This is a genomic window from Pseudomonas putida, from assembly GCF_028682635.1.
GTDB lineage: Bacteria > Pseudomonadota > Gammaproteobacteria > Pseudomonadales > Pseudomonadaceae > Aquipseudomonas > Aquipseudomonas putida_AE.
In genome coordinates, this window is sequence record NZ_JANHLK010000005.1 from 306,359 (window position 1) to 325,904 (window position 19,546).

Consider the following 19,546-nt stretch of genomic DNA (forward strand, 5'->3'; position numbering starts at 1 on the left):
TTGTTCTCCCTTGGTTGACCTTATTGAAGAATAGATGTTCGGTTGGTGTTCAGCAGGTGGGGTGTCAGCGAGGATTCGCGGAGTTTGGGCGATTGCCTTCGCGGGCAAGCCCGCTCCTACAGAATCACGCGATCTTGTAGGAGCGGGCTTGCCCGCGAAAAGGCCCTTTCAGACGCTAGATTCGGAAGCTGCCCACCAACTGCTTCAACCGCGCCGCCTGTTGCTCAAGGTCCGAACAGGCGCGCAGCGTCGATTGCAGGTTTTCCACGCCTTCCTGGTTCAGCGTGTTGATTTCGGTGATGTCGACGTTGATCGACTCGACCACCGCGGTCTGTTCCTCGGTCGCGGTTGCCACCGACTGGTTCATGCCATCGATTTCGCCGATGCGTTGGGTCACGCTGCTCAGGCGCTCGCCGGCCAGGTTGGCAATTTCCACGCTGTCCTGACTGTGGCGCTGGCTGTCGCTCATGGTGCTGACCGACTCGCGAGCGCCGACCTGCAGTTCTTCGATCATGGTCTGCACCTGCTGCGCCGATTCCTGGGTGCGATGCGCCAGGTTACGCACTTCATCGGCCACCACGGCAAACCCACGCCCGGCTTCACCGGCCCGCGCCGCTTCGATGGCGGCGTTGAGCGCCAGCAGGTTGGTCTGCTGGGAAATGCTGGTGATCACTTCGAGAATCTGCCCGATGTTCACGGTTTTGCTGTTGAGCGATTCGATGTTGCTGCTCGAGGCGCTGAGCATGTTCGACAGTTTATTCATCGCGGCAATACTGCGGTCCACCACTTGCTGGCCATCTTCGGCCAGGTTACGGGCATCGCTGGCCTGGCTCGACGCGTGCGCGGCATTGCGGGCGATCTCCTGGGTGGCGGCACCGAGCTGGTTGATCGCCGCGGCCACGCTGCTGGTGCGCGAGGCTTGCTGATCGGAGTTGTACATCGAGGAGTTCGAGGCGGCGACCACGCGCAACGCCACTTCGTTGACCTGGCCGGTGGCCGAGGACACTTCGCGGATCGAACCGTGGATACGTTCCACGAAGCGGTTGAAGGCGGTGCCAAGGCTACCGAACTCGTCGTTGTTCTGGATCACCAGGCGCTTGGTCAGGTCGCCTTCGCCGTCGGCGATATCGGCCATGGCCCGGGTCATGACGTGCAGCGGCTGAATGAGCAGGCGAATCAACATGCCCAGCAGGGCAATGATGATGGCAACGGCGATCACCGTGGCAACCACCGCCGAGGCGCGGAACTCGCTGAGCATCGAGAAGGCCTTGTCCTTGTCCACCGACAGGCCGATGTACCAGTTGACCGACGGCAGGCCCTTGATCGGGGTAAAGGTGACGATGCGGGTCTTGCCGTCGACCACGATTTCACTGAAGTCGCGGCTGATGCGCGGGGTGTTTTGCGGGTACGCCTCGCCCAGGGACTTCATGACCAGGGCCTTGTCCGGGTGGACCAGGATCTTGCCGTCGGCACTGACCAGGAAGGCGTAGCCCATGCCGTCGAAATCCCGGGCGCTGAGGGTGTCGATCAAGGTTTGCAGGCTCAGGTCGCCGCCCACCACGCCGACGCCTTGCCCGGCTTTGGTCGAGGGCATGGCCAGGGAAATGATGGTCTGACCGGTCGCCGCGTCGACATAGGGTTCGGTCAGGGTCGGCGTGCTGCTGTTTTGCGCCCCCCTGTACCAAGGGCGAACCCGTGGGTCGAAGCCGTCCGGCATCTTCGCGTCCGGGCGGATGGTGAAGTGTCCGGTGGCGTCACCCAGGTAGGACGCCATGAACGTCGATGTCAGTGCTTTCTGTTCCAGCAGGGTGGCAACGTTGGCGGGTTCCGGGTTGATGGCAATGTTTTGCGCGAGGTTCTCGATCAGCAGGATACGACCGGTCAGCCAGGTCTGGATGTTGCTGGCGGTGACGTCGCCCATCTCGTTGAGATAGTTGTCCAGGTCTTCGCGGATGGCATTGCGCTGTAAATAGTCGTTATACAGGGTGAATGAGGCGAAAGTGGCAATGACGATGAGGGCGGCGGCAAGCAGGATTTTATGGCTGAAGCGTAGATTTTTGTTCATGGCTTGGGGTTCCGCTAAGGTCTTAATGTCCTGCGCGTGCTTTTATAAAGGGACGCACGATGGGCAATGTTGAAAGCAAGAGATATTTCCGTCGCTCCTTAAGGGAAATGTCCGACAAATTTGTGTCTGTCTGCTTTGTCGTTATTTCTATCGGCCGTGTAGGACCAAAGATTAACCATGGGTGACCAAATGCCTGATTCATTGCAACTTGTTATCGGCGCCGACCTCGCGGGGCAGCCGATCGCGCAGGCCATGCGCCTGGCGAACCGCCACGGTTTGATCGCAGGCGCGACCGGGACCGGCAAGACTGTCACCTTGCAACGTATGGCCGAAGCCTTCAGTGATGCCGGCGTGGCGGTGTTTGCCGCCGACATCAAGGGTGACCTGTGCGGCCTGGGCGCGGCCGGCAACCCCCAGGGCAAGATCGCCGAGCGGATAACCGGCATGCCATGGCTGAACTACAAGCCTGCGGCGTATCCGGTGACCCTGTGGGACATTCATGGTCAGTCCGGTCATCCATTGCGCACGACATTGAGCGAAATGGGGCCGCTGCTGTTGGGCAGCCTGCTGGAACTGACCGACAGCCAGCAGTCGGCGCTGTATGCCGCGTTCAAGGTTGCCGACCGTGAAGGCCTGTTGCTGCTGGACCTGAAGGACCTCAAGGCGCTGCTCAATCACCTCAAGGACAACCCCGAACTGCTCGGTGATGACGCGGCGCTGATGACCACCGGCTCCAGCCAGGCCCTGTTACGGCGCCTGGCAACCCTGGAGCAGCAGGGCGCTGAAGCGCTGTTCGGTGAGCCGGCCCTGCAACTCGAGGACATCCTGCAACCGACCGCCGATGGCCGCGGACGCATTCACTTGCTCGATGCCAGTCGCCTGGTGCATGAAGCACCGAAGGTCTACGCGACCTTCCTGCTGTGGCTGTTGGCCGAACTGTTCGAGCAACTGCCGGAGCGCGGCGATGCCGAAAAACCGCTGCTGGCGCTGTTTTTCGACGAGGCGCACCTGTTGTTCGCCGGCACGCCCAAGGCGTTGCAGGAGCGTCTGGAGCAAGTGGTACGGCTGATTCGTTCCAAAGGCGTGGGGGTGTATTTCGTCACCCAGTCACCCGGTGACTTGCCGGACGACGTGCTGGCACAGCTGGGCCTGCGCATCCAGCACGGCTTGCGCGCGTTCACCGCCAAGGAGCAGAAATCCCTGCGGGCGGTGGCCGACGGCTTCCGACCCAATCCGGCGTTCGACGCCCTGTCGGTGCTCACCGAGCTGGGCATCGGCGAGGCACTGGTGGGCACCTTGCAGGACAAGGGCACGCCGGAGATGGTCCAGCGCGTGCTGGTGGCGCCACCGCAATCGCGGATCGGGCCATTGAGTGACACCGAACGCACCGTGCTGATCGGCGGCTCGCCGTTCAAAGGGCGGTATGACAAACCAATCGATCGCGAATCGGCTTATGAAGTGTTGATGGGGCGCAAGGGCCTGGCGCCGGAACCCGAGGCGGCGCCGGGTAAACCGGCGGCCCAGGAGCCGAGTTTCACCGAACAGGCCGGAGAGTTCCTCGGCACGGCGGCGGGGCAGGCACTGAAATCGGCGATGCGCCAGGCTGCCAACCAGTTGGGCCGGCAATTGGTGCGCGGACTGATGGGTTCATTATTAGGTGGCAAAAAAAGCCGATAAATCCATCTTGAGTGGGCACGATCAATGTGGGAGCGGGCTTGCTCGCGAATGCGGTGCACCAGTCAACATTTTCGTCGAATGACACACCGCATTCGCGAGCAAGCCCGCTCCCACATATGTTCTATGTCATTCCTTGGACTTGGCGTGCGCCGCCAACCGCTCCAGCGCCGCCCGCAGGTTCGGATCGCTGATCCCGTCAGCCGTGGCCTGGATGGTCGCGGCCGCATCAAAGGACAAATCCATGGTATGCCCCGCTGCACCTTGCTGAACGGTGGGCGGCTGGACCTTGAACAGGATTCGCGTGAGATTGGCGAACTCGTCGAACATCTGCAGTTGCCGTTGCAGGCGCTTTTGCTGGTAGCGCAGACGAGTGGCCCAATGACCGTCGGTGACAATCAGCAACAAACTGCCTTCACGCCAGGACGCCACGTGGCAATGGGCGCGCGCGGCGGGTTGCAGCTGGCTTTCGAGCAAACGTTGCAAATGACCCAGGCGTTGAGCGTGGCCGAGAATGGCCTTCAGAGGCTTGGCTTCGCGAAGCAGGACGGCGGGTGCTCTGGCCGTAAGAGGGCGAAATGCCATGATCAGACACCTGAAGTAACAGAGCCGCCATGGTAGCAGAAAGCAGCGGATGCGCCCGACCCATTGCTTTGCGCGCGCTTTACCCATTAAATCAACGAGTAACTTCTGCCGTGAATGACTTGAAGTTCAGCGATTTGCCCTTATTTTAAGTGAGCCCCGTTACAACGCTGTGCCAGCATCGTGGAACAACGCCACTTTCCTCACCACCGTTTCCGGGTAGAATGCTCGTTCGCATGCGGCCATGAGGGCTGCTCGGGCGACTCACGGGGCCGCCCTCCATCCCTTTAGTGTGGAAGATCCTGCCGATATGTTTGCGCCTTTGTTAAAGAAACTTTTTGGAAGCAAGAACGAGCGTGAAGTCAAGCGCATGCTCAAGACGGTGCAATTCGTCAATGCCTTCGAAGAGCAAATGGTGGCCCTTTCGGACGATCAATTGCGTGCCAAGACAGATGAGTTCAAGGCCCGCTTCGCCAAAGGGGAAACCCTCGACAAGCTGCTGCCGGAAGCCTTCGCGGTCGCCCGTGAAGCCGGCAAGCGCGTCATGGGCATGCGCCACTTCGATGTCCAGCTGATCGGTGGCATGACCTTGCATGAAGGCAAGATCGCCGAGATGCGTACCGGTGAAGGCAAGACCCTGGTGGCAACGCTGGGCGTTTACCTCAACGCACTGTCCGGCAAGGGCGTGCACGTTGTGACGGTGAACGACTACCTGGCCCGTCGTGACGCCAACTGGATGCGTCCGCTCTACGAATTCCTCGGCCTGACGGTCGGCGTGGTCACGCCGTTCCAGCCGCCGGAAGAGAAGCGCGTGGCCTATGCCGCCGATATCACCTACGGCACCAACAACGAATTCGGTTTCGACTACCTGCGCGACAACATGGCGTTCAGCATGGAAGAAAAATTCCAGCGCGAACTCAATTTTGCCGTGATCGACGAAGTCGACTCCATCCTCATCGACGAAGCCCGTACCCCGCTGATCATTTCCGGTCAGGCCGAGGACAGCTCCAAGCTGTACATCGAGATCAACAAACTGATCCCGCAGCTGGAGTTGCACGTCGAGGAAGTCGAGGGCGAAGTCACCAAGGCTGGCCACTACACCGTGGACGAGAAGACCCGTCAGGTCGAACTCAACGAAGCCGGTCACCAGTTCGTCGAAGATTCGCTGACCCGCCTTGGCCTGCTGGCCGAAGGCGAGAGCCTGTACTCGGCGCACAACCTGAGCCTGCTGACTCACGTGTATGCCGGTCTGCGCGCGCACAAGCTGTTCCATCGCAACGTCGAATACATCGTGCAGGACGGCCAGGTCGTACTGGTCGACGAACACACCGGTCGTACCATGCCGGGCCGTCGTTTGTCCGAAGGCCTGCACCAGGCCATCGAAGCCAAGGAAAACTTGAACATCCAGGCCGAAAGCCAGACCCTGGCATCGACCACGTTCCAGAACTACTTCCGTCTGTACAACAAACTGTCCGGCATGACCGGTACGGCCGACACCGAAGCGTTCGAGTTCCATCAGATCTATGGCCTGCAGGTCATCGTCATTCCGACGAACAAGCCGCTGGCCCGTAAAGACTACAATGACCTGGTGTTCCTGACCGCCGACGAGAAATACGCGGCCATCGTCACTGACATCAAGGAAAGCATGGCCGCGGGCCGTCCGGTGCTGGTGGGTACCGCGACTATCGAAACCTCGGAGCGCATGTCCGACCTGCTCAACAAGGAAGGCATCGAACACAAGGTCCTGAACGCCAAGTTCCACGAAAAGGAAGCCGAGATCATTGCCCAGGCCGGTCGCCCGGGTGCGCTGACCATCGCCACCAACATGGCCGGTCGCGGTACCGACATCCTGTTGGGCGGCAACTGGGAAGTGGAAGTCGCGACCCTGGAAAACCCGACCCCTGAGCAGATTGCCCAGATCAAGGCCGACTGGCAGAAACGTCACCAGCAGGTGCTCGAATCGGGTGGTTTGCAGGTGATCGCGTCCGAGCGTCACGAATCGCGCCGTATCGACAACCAGTTGCGTGGTCGTGCCGGTCGTCAGGGCGACGCCGGTTCCAGCCGTTTCTACCTGTCGCTGGAAGACAGCCTGATGCGCATCTTCGCCTCTGACCGGGTGAAGAACTTCATGAAGGCCCTGGGCATGCAGCCTGGCGAAGCGATCGAGCACCGCATGGTGACGAACGCCATCGAAAAGGCCCAGCGCAAGGTCGAAGGCCGCAACTTCGACATTCGCAAGCAACTGCTCGAGTTCGACGACGTCAACAACGAACAGCGTAAAGTGATCTATCACATGCGTAACACGTTGCTGGCCGCTGACAACATCGGTGAAACCATTGCCGACTTCCGTCAGGACGTGCTCAACGCTACCGTCAGCGCACACATTCCACCGCAATCGCTGCCAGAGCAGTGGGACGTGGCGGGTCTGGAAGCGGCCCTGGAAAGCGATTTCGGCGTGAAACTGCCGATCCAGCAGTGGCTCGACGAAGACGATCACCTGTACGAGGAAACCCTGCGCGAGAAACTGATGCAGGAGCTGATCGCCGCGTACAACGAGAAAGAAGACCAGGCAGGCGCCGAAGCGCTGCGCACCTTCGAGAAGCAAATCGTTCTGCGCGTGCTGGACGACCTGTGGAAAGACCACCTGTCGACCATGGATCACCTGCGCCACGGCATCCACCTGCGTGGTTATGCTCAGAAGAACCCGAAGCAGGAGTACAAGCGCGAGTCGTTCACGCTGTTCTCCGAGCTGCTGGATTCGATCAAGCGCGACTCGATCCGTGTGCTGTCGCACGTTCAGGTTCGTCGCGAAGATCCGATCGAAGAAGAGCAGCGCCTGCGCCAGGAAGCCGAAGCACTGGCCGCTCGCATGCAGTTCCTGCATGAAGAGGCCCCTGGCCTGGAGCAGCCGGAGCAGGTGGGTGAAGAGGTCGATGTGGCTCTGGCCACCGCCCCGGTTCGCAACGAGCAGAAGCTGGGCCGTAACGAGCTGTGCTACTGCGGTTCGGGCAAGAAATTCAAGCATTGCCACGGGCAGATCCAGTAACCCCCGTTTCATACGCTGAAATACCCGCGCCGCGACCGGCTCATGCCGTCGCGGCGTTTTGCCATTTCAACCCCCCGCTTTTGCTGAAGCGGTGCAGACATCATCTATAGAGGAACGCATTCATGGCTGTTGGTCTTGGTCCTTTGCCAACGTTGCACCCGGTTGCCGGTTTTGAACTCGGTATCGCCTCGGCCGGTATCAAGCGCCCGGGGCGCAAGGATGTTGTGGTCATGCGTTGTGCCGAAGGCTCCACGGTGGCGGGCGTATTCACCCTGAACGCCTTCTGCGCAGCCCCGGTGATCCTGGCGAAGCAGCGCGTGCAAGGCCCGGTGCGTTACCTGTTGACCAATACCGGCAATGCCAACGCCGGTACCGGTGAGCCGGGCCTGGCCGCGGCCGAGCGTACTTGCGCCAAACTGGCCGAGCTGACCGGTGTCGATGCCAGCCTGGTGCTGCCGTACTCCACCGGGGTAATCGGCGAACCACTGCCGGTCGAGAAAATCGAAGGCGCACTGCAAGCCGCCCTCGACGATCTGTCGGAAAACAACTGGGAAGCTGCCGCCACCGGCATCATGACCACCGACACCCTGCCAAAGGGTGCCAGCCGCCAGTTCCAGCATGACGGCGTGACCATCACCGTCACCGGCATCAGCAAGGGCGCGGGCATGATTCGTCCCAACATGGCAACCATGCTCGGTTACATCGCTACCGACGCCAAGGTCGCCCGCGATGTGTTGCAGAACCTTATGCTGGACGGCGCCAACAAGTCGTTCAACCGCATCACCATCGACGGCGATACCTCGACCAACGACTGCTGCATGCTGATCGCCACCGGTCAGGCGGCACTGCCGGAAATCACCCGTGCCGAAGGCGAGTTGTTCGCCAAGCTCAAGCAAGCGGTGTTCGAGGTGTGCATGGAAGTGGCCCAGGCGATCGTTCGCGATGGCGAAGGCGCGACCAAATTCGTTACCGTTGAAGTCAACGGCGGCGGCAATCACCAGGAATGCCTGGACGTTGGCTACACCGTGGCCCACTCGCCATTGATCAAGACCGCACTGTTCGCGTCCGACCCGAACTGGGGTCGTATCCTCGCAGCTGTCGGTCGTGCCGGCGTGCCGAACCTGGACGTGAGCAAGATCGATGTGTTCTTCGGTGAAGTGTGCATCGCCAGCCGTGGCGCCCGCGCTGCGACCTACACCGAAGCCCAGGGCGCGGCGGTGATGCAACAGGAAGAAATCACCATCCGTATCGAGCTGGGTCGCGGTGATTGCAGCGAAACCATCTGGACCACCGACCTGTCCCACGAATACGTGAAGATCAACGCCGAGTACCGTACGTAACGTTGCAGAAACTGTAGGAGCCGGCTTGCCGGCGAAGGCGTCCTCTGCCCCGAAACATGTGATGAGGCCGCTACCGTTATCGCTGGCAAGCCAGCTCCTACAGGCATCCCTTTAGCTTAAGGACGCTTGAACATGAGCCTGCACCTGATCATCGGCGACAAACTGCTTTCCTCCTGGTCCCTGCGCGGCGCCCTGGCCCTTGATCTGGCCGGCGCCCCCTACACCGAAGAACTGATCAAGCTGAACCAGCCGGACACCCGCGAACGCCTGCTCAAACACTCGCCGACCGCCAAGGTCCCGCTGTTGAAGACCGAGCATGGCACCATCGCCGATTCCCTGGCGATTGCCGAATACCTGGCGGAACAGTTTCCCGACGCTGGCCTCTGGCCCAAGGACGTTGGCGCTCGCGCCCAGGCGCGTTCGGCGTGTGCGCAGATGCACAGCGGTTTCTTCGCGATGCGCGGCAACATGCCGTTTGATTTGAGCCATGATGCACCGCTGACACCGACACCGGCGGATGTCCAGGCCGACATCGAGCGCATGTCCGCCCTGTGGGCCGAGTGCCGCGCCGCCGCGACCGAAAGTGGTCCGTACCTGTTTGGCCGCGTAACCCTGGCCGATGCATTCTTCGCACCGATTGCCGTGCGCCTGCGCACCTATCAGGTGAAGCTGCCCGAGGCTGACGAAGCCTATGTTCAAACCATCTACCAATGGCCAGCCTTCAAGGCCTGGCAGAAGGCCGGACTGGAGGAAATCGAGCGGTGAAACGAGTACACGTAGCGGCCGCCGTCATCCGTGATGACAGCGGCAAGATCCTTATCGCCCGGCGTGCCGACACTCAGCACCAAGGCGGCCTGTGGGAGTTTCCCGGTGGCAAGGTCGAGGCCGACGAGTCGGTTGAAAGCGCCTTGGCCCGTGAGCTGCAGGAAGAACTGGGTATTGTGGTCGGCGCGGCGCGCCCGCTGATCAAGGTCCGCCATGATTACCCGGACAAACAGGTGTTGCTGGATGTCTGGGAAGTCTCGGCGTTCACCGGCGAGCCGCACGGCGCCGAAGGCCAGCCATTGGCCTGGGTGTCGGCGCGTGACCTGTCGGGTTACGAATTCCCTGAAGCCAACCGGCCAATCGTGGCGGCTGCCCGCTTGCCCGAGCAATACCTGATTACCCCGGAAGACCTGGAAACTCCGGCCTTGCTGCGGGGTATCCAGAAAGCCATCGCGGGCGGCATCAAGCTGATCCAGTTGCGCGCGCCGAATGGTTATGACCCCAAGTACCGCGACCTGGCCGTGGATGCGGCAGGGCTGTGTGCTGGCAAGGCGCAGTTGATGATCAAGGGGCCGTTCGAGTGGTTGGGGGATTTTCCTTCCGCTGGATGGCACATCACCTCGGCGCAGTTGCGCAAGTACGCGGCCGCCGGTCGACCGCTGCCCGCATCGCGCTGGTTGGCCGCGTCCTGTCATAACGCCGAGGAATTGGCGTTGGCCGAGGAGATGGGCGTCGACTTCGTGACCTTGTCGCCGGTGCAACCGACCCTGACTCATCCTGGCGCGCAGCCGCTGGGTTGGGAGCAGGCTTCGAGCTTGATCGCTGGCTTCAGCAAGCCGGTGTTTCTGCTGGGCGGCGTTGGTCCGGCGGAAGTTCAGAAGGCATGGGCTGCCGGTGCCCAGGGTGTGGCGGGGATTCGGGCGTTTTGGCCTGAAGCCTGATTTTCCTATGATGCAGAGGGCCTCATCGCCAGCAGGCTAGCTCCCACAGGTTTTGTGTGCGCCACAAATCCACTGTGGGAGCCAGCCTGCTGGCGATGAGGGTCTGACAGACGCCGACTAAACCTCAGGTTTCGCCGCCGGCTGCCACAAAATCTCCGCAACCCCCTGCCGCCGGGCAATCACCCGCGCCACCACAAACAACAAATCCGACAACCGATTGATGTACGCCAAACCCACCCCGGCCAACGGCTCAAGCGCATTCAAATGCTGACAGCGGCGCTCGGCACCGCGCGCCAGGCTCCGGCAGACATGGGCCTGGGCAATCAACGCCGAACCACCCGGCAAGATGAAATTCTCCAGCGGCCCCAGCTCTTCATTCCACACATCAATCGCCGCCTCCAGGCGCTCGATTTCACCGGCGTTCAACGCCTGATACTCCGGCATCGCCAGCTCACCGCCGAGGTCAAACAACCGGTGCTGACAAGGCGCCAATACCTCGATTACTTCCTGCAACCCCGGATACCGGGCACTTTCTGCCGCCAGTCCGGCCAGTAATACGCCGACCTGGCTGTTCAGCGTATCCACCTCGCCAATGGCCTCGATCCGTGGGTGGTCCTTGGGCACGCGGCGACCGTCGCCCAGGCCGGTTTCGCCTTTGTCGCCGGTGCGGGTGTAAATCTTCGACAGGCGAAAGCCCATGGTTACCTCGATAGCTGGTTGAGTTCATGAGAGACGAGCGGGGTGCTCGCCAATGGCAGGCGCAGGGTAAAGCAGGTGCCTTGGCCCAGGGTCGATTGCACTTCCATCTGGCCCTTGTGGTTATTGGTGATGATGAAGTACGAGACCGACAAGCCAAGGCCGGTGCCCTGGCCGATTTCCTTGGTGGTGAAAAACGGTTCGAAGGTGCGCTTGCGCACGCTTTCGCTCATGCCGATGCCGTTGTCCTCGACCTGGATTTCCGCCCAGGGTGGATTGAGCCGGGTGCGCAGGATGATTCGCCCCGGTTCACGGTCATCTTCACGCAAGTGGATGGCTTGCGCGGCGTTTTTCAGCAGGTTGAGCAGCACCTGTTCCAATTCGTTGGCGGTACCGGGTACAGGCCCCAGCGCCGGGTCGAACTGGCGAATGATCGCCTGGCCCTTGAAGTCGAAACCGATGGCCAGGTCGAAGTCGTTTCCGGCGATTTCCACCGCCTGATCGATCAGCGCCGGCAGGTCGCACGGGGCCATTTGTCGGGTGCTGCGGCGACTGAAACTGAGCATGTGCGTGACGATTTTCGCCGCCCGTGCACCGGCCTGCTGGATGCCGTCGAGCAGCTGCGGTACTTCCCGCGCTTGCAGGTACTGGTTGACGGTCGACAGCTCGATGCCGACTTGCTCGGCCTGTTCCAGGTTCTTCGGCAGTTCGGGGGACAGGCGGCGACGGATATTCTGTACGTTGTGCAGAATCGCGCCGAGCGGGTTGTTGATTTCGTGGGCCATGCCGGCGGCGAGGCCACCGACGGAAAGCATTTTCTCCGACTGCACCATCATTTCCTCAAGGGACAGGCGCTGGGTGATGTCGTCGATGCGGATCACCACGCCTCGCCCGGCACCCCCCATCAGCGGATAAAAGGTCAGGGCGTAGTGGCGCGGTTCATCGTCCTTGACCCAGGTCACGCGCTCGATCTTGGCCACCGTGTGCTGCTCGACGGTTTGCTTGAGCTGCGGCAGGAAAGGCTTGAGCGGTTCGAAGGCGAGGAAGATAGGCTGGTTCAAGGCTTCGTCCAGTCGCGTGCCGGAAAGGGCGCTGGCTTCCTGGTTCCACTGCGTCACGTAGAGCTGTTCGTCGAGAGCGATCAGCGCCGAAGGCATGGAGTCGATGATGCTGTTGAGGTAATTCTGGAACCCCGTGAGTTTTTTCTCGATCTTGCTGCGTACCTGGACTTCGAGTTCCAGCTTGCGATTGGTGTGACGGGTTTCTTCCGCCAGGCCCTGGGCCTGGTCATAGGCGGCCTGGGAGTCGTCACGGGCGCGCTTGAGTTGCTGCTCCCGGGCCTCGATCCGCGAGAGCATGGTGTTGAACGCTTCGGCCAGGCTGCCGATTTCATCGTGGTTGCCCCGGGAGGCTCGCAGGGCGTAGTTCTCTTCCCGGGTCACTTGTCGTGACAGTTCTTCCAGCTGATGAATCGGCTGGGTAATCAGGCGTTTGATCTGCCGCGCGATGATCAGCCACAGCAGCACGCTGAAAATCAGGATGCCCAGGCTGGCGGTCAGGGTGCCGGTATAGAACGCCATGGGCAGTTCGCTGCTGGCCACCAGCAAAAGGTGGCCGGGTGCGCTGCCGGGGCGGGGTAGGGTGATGACCTGGTTGCTGCGAAACTCGGTGACCTGCCAGGATTCGATGTGCCGGTAACGCTTGGGCAGGCTCAGGTGATCGCCGTGTTGCAACTGCGCCAGGCGCTCGCCCTTGCCGTCATACAGGGCCGCGGCCCGCAGCGGTGAATAGCTGTCGAGCTCATCGAGCAGGCGCTGGGCGCTTTCTGGTGACTGCAGCGCTTCGGACACCAGGCTCGGGTTGGAGACCAGCCGGCCGATAGTCTGCAGAGCCTGGGGCGCCATGCTTTCCTGGGAGATGTAGTACGCGGCGCTGATAAAGGTCAGGTTGGCAACCAGCAGGACGGTGGTCAACAGCACCAACAGGGCGGCCAGCAGTTTCTGGCCGACAGGGAGGTTTTCAAGACGCTGGCGCAATGGCATCAGGTTTATCGCTGCAAAGGAACAAGTGGCCAGCGTAGCCGCTGCTCAGTCGCTGGGCAATCCAAGGCTGTGCAGGCGTGCGATCAACCTCGACTCAAGCTGATTGAGGTGCGGCAGGTTCAGTTGATGCCGGGCGGCGACTTTACAGGCATGCCCCAGCAGGTAACTGATTTCGGTGCGGCGCCGGTTGCTGACGTCCTGGTACATCGAGGAGTAGTTGGCGGCGGTCGCGTGAATCACCCGTTCAACCTCCTGTTGCAGGTTTTCCGCGGCTGCCGGCTGGCCGCAACGCTCAAGCAGCTCCATCAGTTCGCCACACAGGGTGGCGACCTCACAGTGGTGCTCCTGCAACCCGCCATTGCGGCAATCGTGCAGGACCGTCAACGGATTGATCGCGCAGTTGAGGGCCAGTTTGCGCCACAACCGGGTGAGGATTTCGGTGCTCCACTCATGGGGAATGCCCGCGGCGTCGAGGTCGTCCAGCCAGATCGGTGCGACGGGATGCCCGGCATCGCCCAGCCAGGTGAACCCGTGCCCGGCGAAGACCACGCGCCAGTCACCGTCGCGAAAGGCGCCTTCCGTGCTTGAGGCGTAAATGCAGCGCGCCTGCGGCACTTGCGCCGCCACGGCGTCCTGGCTGCCCAGGCCGTTCTGCAACAGGATCAGCTCGGCGCCGGGCGCCAGGCGGGGCGCCAGTTGTGCCACGGCCTGGTCCGCGTCATAGGCCTTGCAGGCGACCAGCAGGCGATGGATCGGGGTGGTACTGTCCGCCGTTTCGGCGCTCACCGGGTAGAGCTGTGCCTGGCCCTGTTCGACCAGGGTCAAGCCGCCTGCCGCCTCGTACACCTGCAACCGCGCCGCGTCGCGCAGGATCAGTCGCACCGGAACTGCTGCCCGCGCCAGACGGGTGGCCCACAACGTACCGAGGCTACCGGCGCCTAGAACATGCCAGGTGGTGGACATCAGCTTTTTGCTCTGTTTGAGGCGCGCATGGGAGGCTCGCAGTGAATGATGGGAAAGACCCGTTATAATCAGCGCGGATTTTAACCGCAAGCCAGGCGTGCTCCCTCTTGATTGAGCGTGCCCTATTTATTGGAGAGATTACATGCCGTCGTTCGACGTGGTATCCGAACTGGACAAACACGAAGTCACCAACGCGGTCGAGAACGCCGTCAAGGAACTCGATCGTCGTTATGACCTGAAAGGCAAAGGCAGCTTCGAGTTCAAGGAAAAGGACCTGACCGTCAACCTGACCGCCGAAGCGGATTTCCAGCTCGAAGCGATGATTGAGATCCTCAAGCTGGCCCTGGTCAAGCGCAAGATCGATGTGCAGTGCCTTGAGGTCAAGGATGCGTTCGCATCGGGCAAGCTGATGAAGCAGGACGCTGTGCTCAAGGAAGGCATCGACAAGGAGCTGGCGAAGAAAATCGTCGCTCACGTCAAGGACGCCAAGCTCAAGGTCCAGGCGGCCATCCAGGGCGAGCAAGTGCGCATCACCGGCAAGAAGCGTGACGACCTGCAGGAAGCCATCGCTGTGTTGCGCGCCAAGGAATTCGGCATGCCGCTGCAGTTCAACAACTTCCGCGACTGACTTTGGGCGGGAACCTCTTGGCGTTTTCGGCGTCCGAGGCCCAAGCAACGGCAGAAACGATTGATCCGGATAGGGTTCGGTCTTTCTGCCGCTTTATTTTTCGTGTGCCGCGTAGCCGCACATCAGGAGAACCAAGATGGATTTGAATGCTGAAGTAGACAACCTGGTCAGGGTGTCGCAGTCCTGGATCCCGATGATCATGGAATACGGCAGCCGTGTGCTCTTGGCGGTGATCACCCTGGCGATCGGCTGGTGGCTGATCAACAAGGTCACGCAAAAGCTCGGCGGCCTGATCGCCCTGCGTAATGCTGACCTTGCCCTGCAAGGGTTTATCAGCAGCCTGGCGAACATCATTCTCAAGATCCTGCTGGTTGTCAGCGTGGCGTCGATGATCGGTGTGGAAACCACCTCGTTCGTGGCGGCGATCGGTGCGGCGGGCCTGGCCATCGGCCTGGCGTTGCAGGGCAGCCTGGCGAACTTCGCCGGCGGTGTGCTGATCTTGCTGTTCCGTCCGTTCCGTATCGGTGACTGGATCGAAGCCCAGGGGGTTGCCGGCACCGTCGACAGCATCCAGATCTTCCATACCGTGCTGCGCACCGGCGACAACAAGACCATCATCGTGCCTAACGGCAACCTGTCTAATGGCATCATCACTAACACCAACCGTCAACCGACCCGCAAGGTGGTGTTTGATGTGGGTGTCGATTACGAAGCGGATTTGCAAAAGGCCCGTGAAGTCTTGCTCGAGCTGGCCAAGGATCCGCGGGTGCTGGCCGATCCGGAGCCTCAGGCAGTGATTTCGACCCTGGGTGACAGTTCGATCACTGTTTCCCTGCGGGTCTGGGTGAAAACAGCGGATTACTGGGATGTGATGTTCATGTTTAACGAACAGTCCCGTGATCGTTTGAAGACTGCGGGTATTGACATTCCATTTCCCCAGCGTGTAGTTCGCGTGGTTCAGGAAGCGTCGGTACAGTAAGTCTGTTTGTTACTGCGTAAACCCAAGAGGCTAATGGTCTCTTGGGTTTTTTTGTGACTATTGATCGGTTCATTGAAAAAAGTATTAACGTTATGCGCGCAAGTTGCTTGCTGCAGTGTTTGTTATGTGGCAGGCATAAAAAAACCGCCCACCGGAAGAGGTGAGCGGTTTTTGATCTACGGAGTTCCGGTGTTACACCCTGATTACAGGATGCTCAGCGGGTACTCGATGATCAGGCGGGTGTCATAGTTGTCAGCCGAATAGGCACTGTATGCACCGTTCGAACGGTAGTTGGCGAAACGAGCACGGAACGACAGGTCTTTTGCTGGACCTTCCTGTACGACGTACTTGGACTCCAGGTTCCACTCGTTTTCCTTACCTTCACCCAGACCGTTGGTCTTGATGTTGTCACCCATTACGTAACGGGTCATGAAGCTCAGGCCAGGAACGCCGTAGGTCGCCATGTTCAGGTCATAGCGAGCTTGGTAGGATTTCTCCTCGCGGCCCACGAAGTCGGAGATCTGAATGGAGTTGGATACGAAGATGGTGCTGTTGCCGTCAACGCCGTAGTAGTAAGCGTTGTCGCCGCTCGACTGCTGGTAGGCCAGGGTGAACTTGTGAGCGCCCAGGCTATATGCCGCTGCCAGGGACCACAGGTTGTTGTCCACGCCCAGAACGCCGTCACCGAGGAAGTCAATGGTGTCGCCGCGCTTATCGCCTTTGGTTTTGTAAGCGTTGAGGTCGAAGTTCAGTGACTGTTCGTCGTTGATCGGCAGGGTCAGGTTCAGGTTTGCGTAGTACTTCTTGAAGTACTCTTCAGCATCCGATGCAGCCAGTGCAGCGGTGAAGTTGTCGGTGAAGGCGTAGCTGGCACCGAAGATGTTGATGCCGCCGCTCAGGCCTTTGCCGTGGTTGCCGTCTTCATCGGACACGCCGCCGATGCTGTCACGGGCCATGCCGGTTTGCTTGCTCAGCGCGGTGAAGCGACCAGCGCTCAGTTCCAGGCCTTTGATTTCCTTGGAAGTCAGCAGGGTACCGGTAGCGACTTCTGGCAGCAGACGGCTGTCGTCGGTAGCGAATACAGGGCTTGCAACGAATTGCTGGCCGTATTTCAGGGTGGTGTCGGACAGACGCAGTTTCACTGCACCGCCTACCTTGCCCTGGGATTTTTCCGGGTTGCCTTCGCTGTCGTTGGCGAACAGGCCGTTACCGCGCTTGCCTGAGCCGCCGTCCGTTTTGACCGAACCCATGGCCATGGCGTCGAGGCCGAAACCAACAATACCTTGAGTGAAGCCCGATTCGTAGGTGAGCAATTGGCTCAGACCGGAATCCTGACGGTAGCCGGCAGTACCGGAACTAGGGTTGCTTGCACCATTCTTGTAGTCGCGGTTCATGTACTCAAAACGGGTTTTGAGTTTCAGGCTCGAATCGTCGATGAAACCCTTGGATTCGTCCTGGGAGGACGCCATTGCGAACTGCGAGGTGCCTGCTGCAACAGCCAGTGCGATCATGCTCCACTTCATCACGCGCATCGTGATTTGCTCCTTTGGTTTTTAGAAGAGTACTGCCGCTCCACCTGTTTTATTATCTGGGCGGCTCTTTCTTTTTGTGTCGGCGCAAACTTATATCACGCCGACAATGTTGGCGATACTTGCGCATCTAACCTTTCAGCTTCTTTACGACCCTGTCGTAAACGGCTAGCTAGATGTCGCAAATTTACAGCCCCGATGCAACCGGACTGACAACTTTTAATGCTGTTTTTCTGGGCTGGCGCATCGATAAAAAGAGTCCCTGGTGAAACGTTTGAATCTCCATCGGGCTACCCTGCCACTGTTTTTTTGGTCTTGAGGCTGCACGCTTCCCGCGGTGCCTTATAGACGATGTGGGTAACAATGCAACAAGCGTGCACAAATCAGAACTCCACCGATGTTTTTTTCTGACAGGCTGCCTGATGCGGTAAAAACCTCATGAAACCGGGGGGTTCATGCTTCTTTTCTTCGGGCTTGACGCCATGGTTGGCATCGTGTTTCAGCCTCCTGTTGAGTCGCCTGACATGCAAAAGCGTTACCGGTTCACCCCGCCAGTGAGTAATTGGCGGATATGCGAAGCACTCAGCGTAGACGCGCTGTGCGGTTTTGGTGCAAAAAATTTTTATGACTGTGCTGAATTCACACAGTCGGGCATCTTGCGTGGCGTGAACAGGCCTTGGTTTTCTGGTCATTTCGGCGTTTTTTATCAGCTGTCTGGTTCGGTGTTGGTGCGTTTTCGCAGAAAATGTCTCATCTCGGGGCGGGCTTGAGCCCTTTGAAGGTCCTCGAGTGGTCCAGGCAGTGGTTCGCCGTGAAGCCGGCAGGGTATGCTGCCGTCCGGTGGCCTGGCGTACGACCTCTCTGGATGGGCGCTAAGCTGAAAAATGATGACCTGGCGGGAGTACGCGCAGTGTTCGCTTTAGATCCACGACTTCAACAAGACACACTACCGATCGGTGATTTCCCGCTTTGTCGGTTGCTGTTGTCCAATGACTCGAACTACCCCTGGTTCATCCTGGTGCCACGCAGGGACGATATCAGTGAGATATTTCAGTTGAGTGTCGCCGATCAGCAGCAGCTGTGGCAGGAAACGACCGCGTTGTCAGAGCTGCTCAAGGACTCGTTCGATGCGGACAAACTGAACGTCGCTGCATTGGGTAACGTGGTCAGCCAGTTGCACATGCATGTGATCGTGCGCAAGCGTGAAGACGCGGCCTGGCCGGCGCCGGTCTGGGGCAAACATCCGGCCAGGCCCTACAGTGCAGAGCAGGTCGCGGCGATTCGCGAACGGCTGCGCCTGGTGTTGACCGATGATTTCAAGTTTTCGGAGGGTTGAGCCATGAGCCTCGAAGAGCGCGTAACCGACCTTGAAAGCCGACTGGCGTTTCAGGATGACACCATCCAGGCATTGAATGATGTCCTGGTGGCGCAGCAGCGGGTGGTCGAACGCCTGCAGCTGCAGATGGCCGCGCTGCTCAAGCGGCAAGAGGAAATGGTCGGCCAGTTCGAGTCTTTTGAAGAAGAAGCGCCGCCACCGCATTATTGAGCGCCGCGGCCCTTTAACTGAAAGTGCAGGCAATAAAAAACCGCGAACATGTTCGCGGTTTTTTTATTGCCTTTCTATCAGCGACGCGGCAGGGCGGCGATGACGTCTTCGGCTTGCAGGCCTTTGTCACGATTCATGACGGAGAACTCGACGCGCTGACCTTCGACCAGAACGCGATGGCCTTCACCGCGAATGGCCCGGAAGTGCACGAAAATATCATCGCCGGAGTCGCGGGAAATAAAGCCGAAGCCTTTGGAGGTGTTGAACCACTTGACGGTCCCGGTATCGCGGTTGCTCATGTCATAGCTTGGCGAAGCGGCGGCCGGTGACGATTTGTAGAAGCTGATGGCCAGGTGCAGGGCAACAGCGATAAAGGCTGCGACCAGGCTGAACAGCACGGCAGGCTGACCGGCAATGACCGGCATCTCCGCGATCAGTGTCACGGTTTGCAGTGCGACAGCCAGCACCAGCAGGGCGCTGACCAGGTTTTGCAGTTGATGGCGCGGGCCTTTGTTCCAGTAAGGGATAACCGGGGCAAGCGTCAGGTTGAGCAGGCCGAAAAAGGCCAGGTAAAGCGCTTCAGGTTGTTGCAGGTACGGTAAGGCTTCGGATCGCAGGCTAGGGATGAAGGACAGCAGCAAAGCCGCTGCGCCTATCAGCAGGTGGACGATTTTCAACATTTTGATTAACTCACGTTAAGACAGCTCACAAGGAAGAGCTGATGGCGCACGGTTCGCTTCGGAATAAATA

The 19,546-nt window shown here is 59.9% G+C and carries 17 protein-coding genes and 1 pseudogene; 10 read left to right on the forward strand and 8 right to left on the reverse strand.

From position 1 onward, the window contains the following. Positions 1-175: 175 nt before the first annotated feature. The gene (locus NPS56_RS31315; protein ID WP_406592124.1) at positions 176-940 is read right to left on the reverse strand and encodes a methyl-accepting chemotaxis protein; all 765 of its coding nucleotides are present in this window, start codon (positions 938-940) and stop codon (positions 176-178) included. Between the two features lie 93 nt (positions 941-1,033). Beyond that, positions 1,034-2,065: pseudogene (locus tag NPS56_RS31320) on the reverse strand (cache domain-containing protein); the annotation flags it as partial. Between the two features lie 189 nt (positions 2,066-2,254). Between NPS56_RS31320 and NPS56_RS09025 the strand changes: the two are divergent. Further along, positions 2,255-3,742: a helicase HerA-like domain-containing protein gene (locus tag NPS56_RS09025; protein ID WP_274074348.1), complete on the forward strand. Its 1,488-nt coding sequence runs from the start codon at positions 2,255-2,257 to the stop codon at positions 3,740-3,742. 126 nt (positions 3,743-3,868) lie between these two features. On the opposite strand, the gene NPS56_RS09030 is transcribed toward NPS56_RS09025, so the two are convergent. After that, on the reverse strand, positions 3,869-4,324 hold the full coding sequence (locus NPS56_RS09030) for a DUF721 domain-containing protein (protein ID WP_274074349.1): 456 nt from the start codon (positions 4,322-4,324) through the stop codon (positions 3,869-3,871). A gap of 307 nt (positions 4,325-4,631) precedes the next feature. Between NPS56_RS09030 and secA the strand changes: the two genes are divergently transcribed. From secA to NPS56_RS09050, 4 genes are all read left to right on the forward strand, one after another. Continuing rightward, positions 4,632-7,367 (forward strand): preprotein translocase subunit SecA, encoded by a 2,736-nt coding sequence (secA, locus tag NPS56_RS09035; RefSeq protein WP_274074350.1) that lies wholly within the window; start codon positions 4,632-4,634, stop codon positions 7,365-7,367. A 122-nt stretch (positions 7,368-7,489) separates the two neighbouring features. Continuing rightward, on the forward strand, positions 7,490-8,707 hold the full coding sequence (gene argJ, locus NPS56_RS09040) for a bifunctional glutamate N-acetyltransferase/amino-acid acetyltransferase ArgJ (protein ID WP_274074351.1): 1,218 nt from the start codon (positions 7,490-7,492) through the stop codon (positions 8,705-8,707). A gap of 132 nt (positions 8,708-8,839) precedes the next feature. Then, the gene (locus NPS56_RS09045) at positions 8,840-9,472 is read left to right on the forward strand and encodes a glutathione S-transferase family protein (RefSeq protein WP_274074352.1); all 633 of its coding nucleotides are present in this window, start codon (positions 8,840-8,842) and stop codon (positions 9,470-9,472) included. After that, positions 9,469-10,413, forward strand: a complete 945-nt coding sequence (locus tag NPS56_RS09050) for a Nudix family hydrolase (RefSeq protein ID WP_274074353.1) — start codon at positions 9,469-9,471, stop codon at positions 10,411-10,413. The genes NPS56_RS09045 and NPS56_RS09050 overlap by 4 nt, the downstream gene beginning before the upstream one ends. A gap of 117 nt (positions 10,414-10,530) precedes the next feature. Here NPS56_RS09050 and NPS56_RS09055 read toward each other — a convergent pair whose 3' ends face one another. Genes NPS56_RS09055 through NPS56_RS09065 form a run of 3 tightly spaced genes read right to left on the reverse strand, consistent with a single transcriptional unit; the run spans position 10,531 to position 14,114 of the window. After that, positions 10,531-11,112, reverse strand: a complete 582-nt coding sequence (locus NPS56_RS09055) for a cob(I)yrinic acid a,c-diamide adenosyltransferase (RefSeq protein WP_274074354.1) — start codon at positions 11,110-11,112, stop codon at positions 10,531-10,533. Between the two features lie 2 nt (positions 11,113-11,114). Beyond that, positions 11,115-13,151: a sensor histidine kinase gene (locus NPS56_RS09060; RefSeq protein ID WP_274074355.1), complete on the reverse strand. Its 2,037-nt coding sequence runs from the start codon at positions 13,149-13,151 to the stop codon at positions 11,115-11,117. 45 nt (positions 13,152-13,196) lie between these two features. Next, positions 13,197-14,114, reverse strand: coding sequence for a putative 2-dehydropantoate 2-reductase (locus tag NPS56_RS09065; RefSeq protein WP_274074356.1), 918 nt, complete (start codon positions 14,112-14,114; stop codon positions 13,197-13,199). 142 nt (positions 14,115-14,256) lie between these two features. Between NPS56_RS09065 and NPS56_RS09070 the strand changes: the two genes are divergently transcribed. Together NPS56_RS09070 and NPS56_RS09075 are read left to right on the forward strand one after the other, a co-directional pair. After that, the gene (locus NPS56_RS09070; RefSeq protein WP_007990750.1) at positions 14,257-14,742 is read left to right on the forward strand and encodes a YajQ family cyclic di-GMP-binding protein; all 486 of its coding nucleotides are present in this window, start codon (positions 14,257-14,259) and stop codon (positions 14,740-14,742) included. Positions 14,743-14,878: 136 nt separating this feature from the next. Further along, on the forward strand, positions 14,879-15,721 hold the full coding sequence (locus NPS56_RS09075) for a mechanosensitive ion channel family protein (protein WP_274074357.1): 843 nt from the start codon (positions 14,879-14,881) through the stop codon (positions 15,719-15,721). Positions 15,722-15,924: 203 nt separating this feature from the next. On the opposite strand, the gene NPS56_RS09080 is transcribed toward NPS56_RS09075, so the two are convergent. Further along, complete coding sequence (locus NPS56_RS09080; RefSeq protein ID WP_274074358.1) at positions 15,925-17,253, reverse strand: OprD family porin; 1,329 nt, start codon at positions 17,251-17,253, stop codon at positions 15,925-15,927. Positions 17,254-17,705: 452 nt separating this feature from the next. Here NPS56_RS09080 and NPS56_RS09085 point away from each other — a divergent pair, with 452 nt between their 5' ends. From NPS56_RS09085 to NPS56_RS09095, 3 genes are all read left to right on the forward strand, one after another. Beyond that, positions 17,706-18,020 carry a hypothetical protein gene (locus NPS56_RS09085; RefSeq protein WP_274074359.1) on the forward strand — a complete coding sequence of 105 codons (315 nt, stop codon included), beginning with the start codon at positions 17,706-17,708 and terminating at the stop codon, positions 18,018-18,020. A 140-nt stretch (positions 18,021-18,160) separates the two neighbouring features. Further along, on the forward strand, positions 18,161-18,586 hold the full coding sequence (locus NPS56_RS09090) for an HIT domain-containing protein (RefSeq protein WP_274074360.1): 426 nt from the start codon (positions 18,161-18,163) through the stop codon (positions 18,584-18,586). Positions 18,587-18,589: 3 nt separating this feature from the next. After that, entirely contained in the window at positions 18,590-18,796 is a 207-nt protein-coding gene (locus NPS56_RS09095; RefSeq protein WP_007977339.1) for a SlyX family protein, read from the forward strand. Positions 18,797-18,873: 77 nt separating this feature from the next. Here NPS56_RS09095 and NPS56_RS09100 read toward each other — a convergent pair whose 3' ends face one another. Further along, complete coding sequence (locus NPS56_RS09100) at positions 18,874-19,476, reverse strand: cold-shock protein (RefSeq protein ID WP_274074361.1); 603 nt, start codon at positions 19,474-19,476, stop codon at positions 18,874-18,876. Positions 19,477-19,546: the final 70 nt, after the last annotated feature.

Excerpts from the sequence above, each read along its gene's own strand:
- NPS56_RS31315 (WP_406592124.1), bottom strand. The coding sequence starts at position 940 with ATGTACAACTCCGATCAGCAAGCCTCGCGCACCAGCAGCGTGGCCGCG.
- NPS56_RS09025 (WP_274074348.1), top strand. The coding sequence starts at position 2,255 with ATGCCTGATTCATTGCAACTTGTTATCGGCGCCGACCTCGCGGGGCAG.
- NPS56_RS09030 (WP_274074349.1), bottom strand. The coding sequence starts at position 4,324 with ATGGCATTTCGCCCTCTTACGGCCAGAGCACCCGCCGTCCTGCTTCGC.
- secA (WP_274074350.1), top strand. The coding sequence starts at position 4,632 with ATGTTTGCGCCTTTGTTAAAGAAACTTTTTGGAAGCAAGAACGAGCGT.
- argJ (WP_274074351.1), top strand. The coding sequence starts at position 7,490 with ATGGCTGTTGGTCTTGGTCCTTTGCCAACGTTGCACCCGGTTGCCGGT.
- NPS56_RS09045 (WP_274074352.1), top strand. The coding sequence starts at position 8,840 with ATGAGCCTGCACCTGATCATCGGCGACAAACTGCTTTCCTCCTGGTCC.
- NPS56_RS09055 (WP_274074354.1), bottom strand. The coding sequence starts at position 11,112 with ATGGGCTTTCGCCTGTCGAAGATTTACACCCGCACCGGCGACAAAGGC.
- NPS56_RS09060 (WP_274074355.1), bottom strand. The coding sequence starts at position 13,151 with ATGCCATTGCGCCAGCGTCTTGAAAACCTCCCTGTCGGCCAGAAACTG.
- NPS56_RS09065 (WP_274074356.1), bottom strand. The coding sequence starts at position 14,114 with ATGTCCACCACCTGGCATGTTCTAGGCGCCGGTAGCCTCGGTACGTTG.
- NPS56_RS09070 (WP_007990750.1), top strand. The coding sequence starts at position 14,257 with ATGCCGTCGTTCGACGTGGTATCCGAACTGGACAAACACGAAGTCACC.
- NPS56_RS09075 (WP_274074357.1), top strand. The coding sequence starts at position 14,879 with ATGGATTTGAATGCTGAAGTAGACAACCTGGTCAGGGTGTCGCAGTCC.
- NPS56_RS09080 (WP_274074358.1), bottom strand. The coding sequence starts at position 17,253 with ATGCGCGTGATGAAGTGGAGCATGATCGCACTGGCTGTTGCAGCAGGC.
- NPS56_RS09085 (WP_274074359.1), top strand. The coding sequence starts at position 17,706 with ATGCTTCTTTTCTTCGGGCTTGACGCCATGGTTGGCATCGTGTTTCAG.
- NPS56_RS09095 (WP_007977339.1), top strand. The coding sequence starts at position 18,590 with ATGAGCCTCGAAGAGCGCGTAACCGACCTTGAAAGCCGACTGGCGTTT.
- NPS56_RS09100 (WP_274074361.1), bottom strand. The coding sequence starts at position 19,476 with ATGTTGAAAATCGTCCACCTGCTGATAGGCGCAGCGGCTTTGCTGCTG.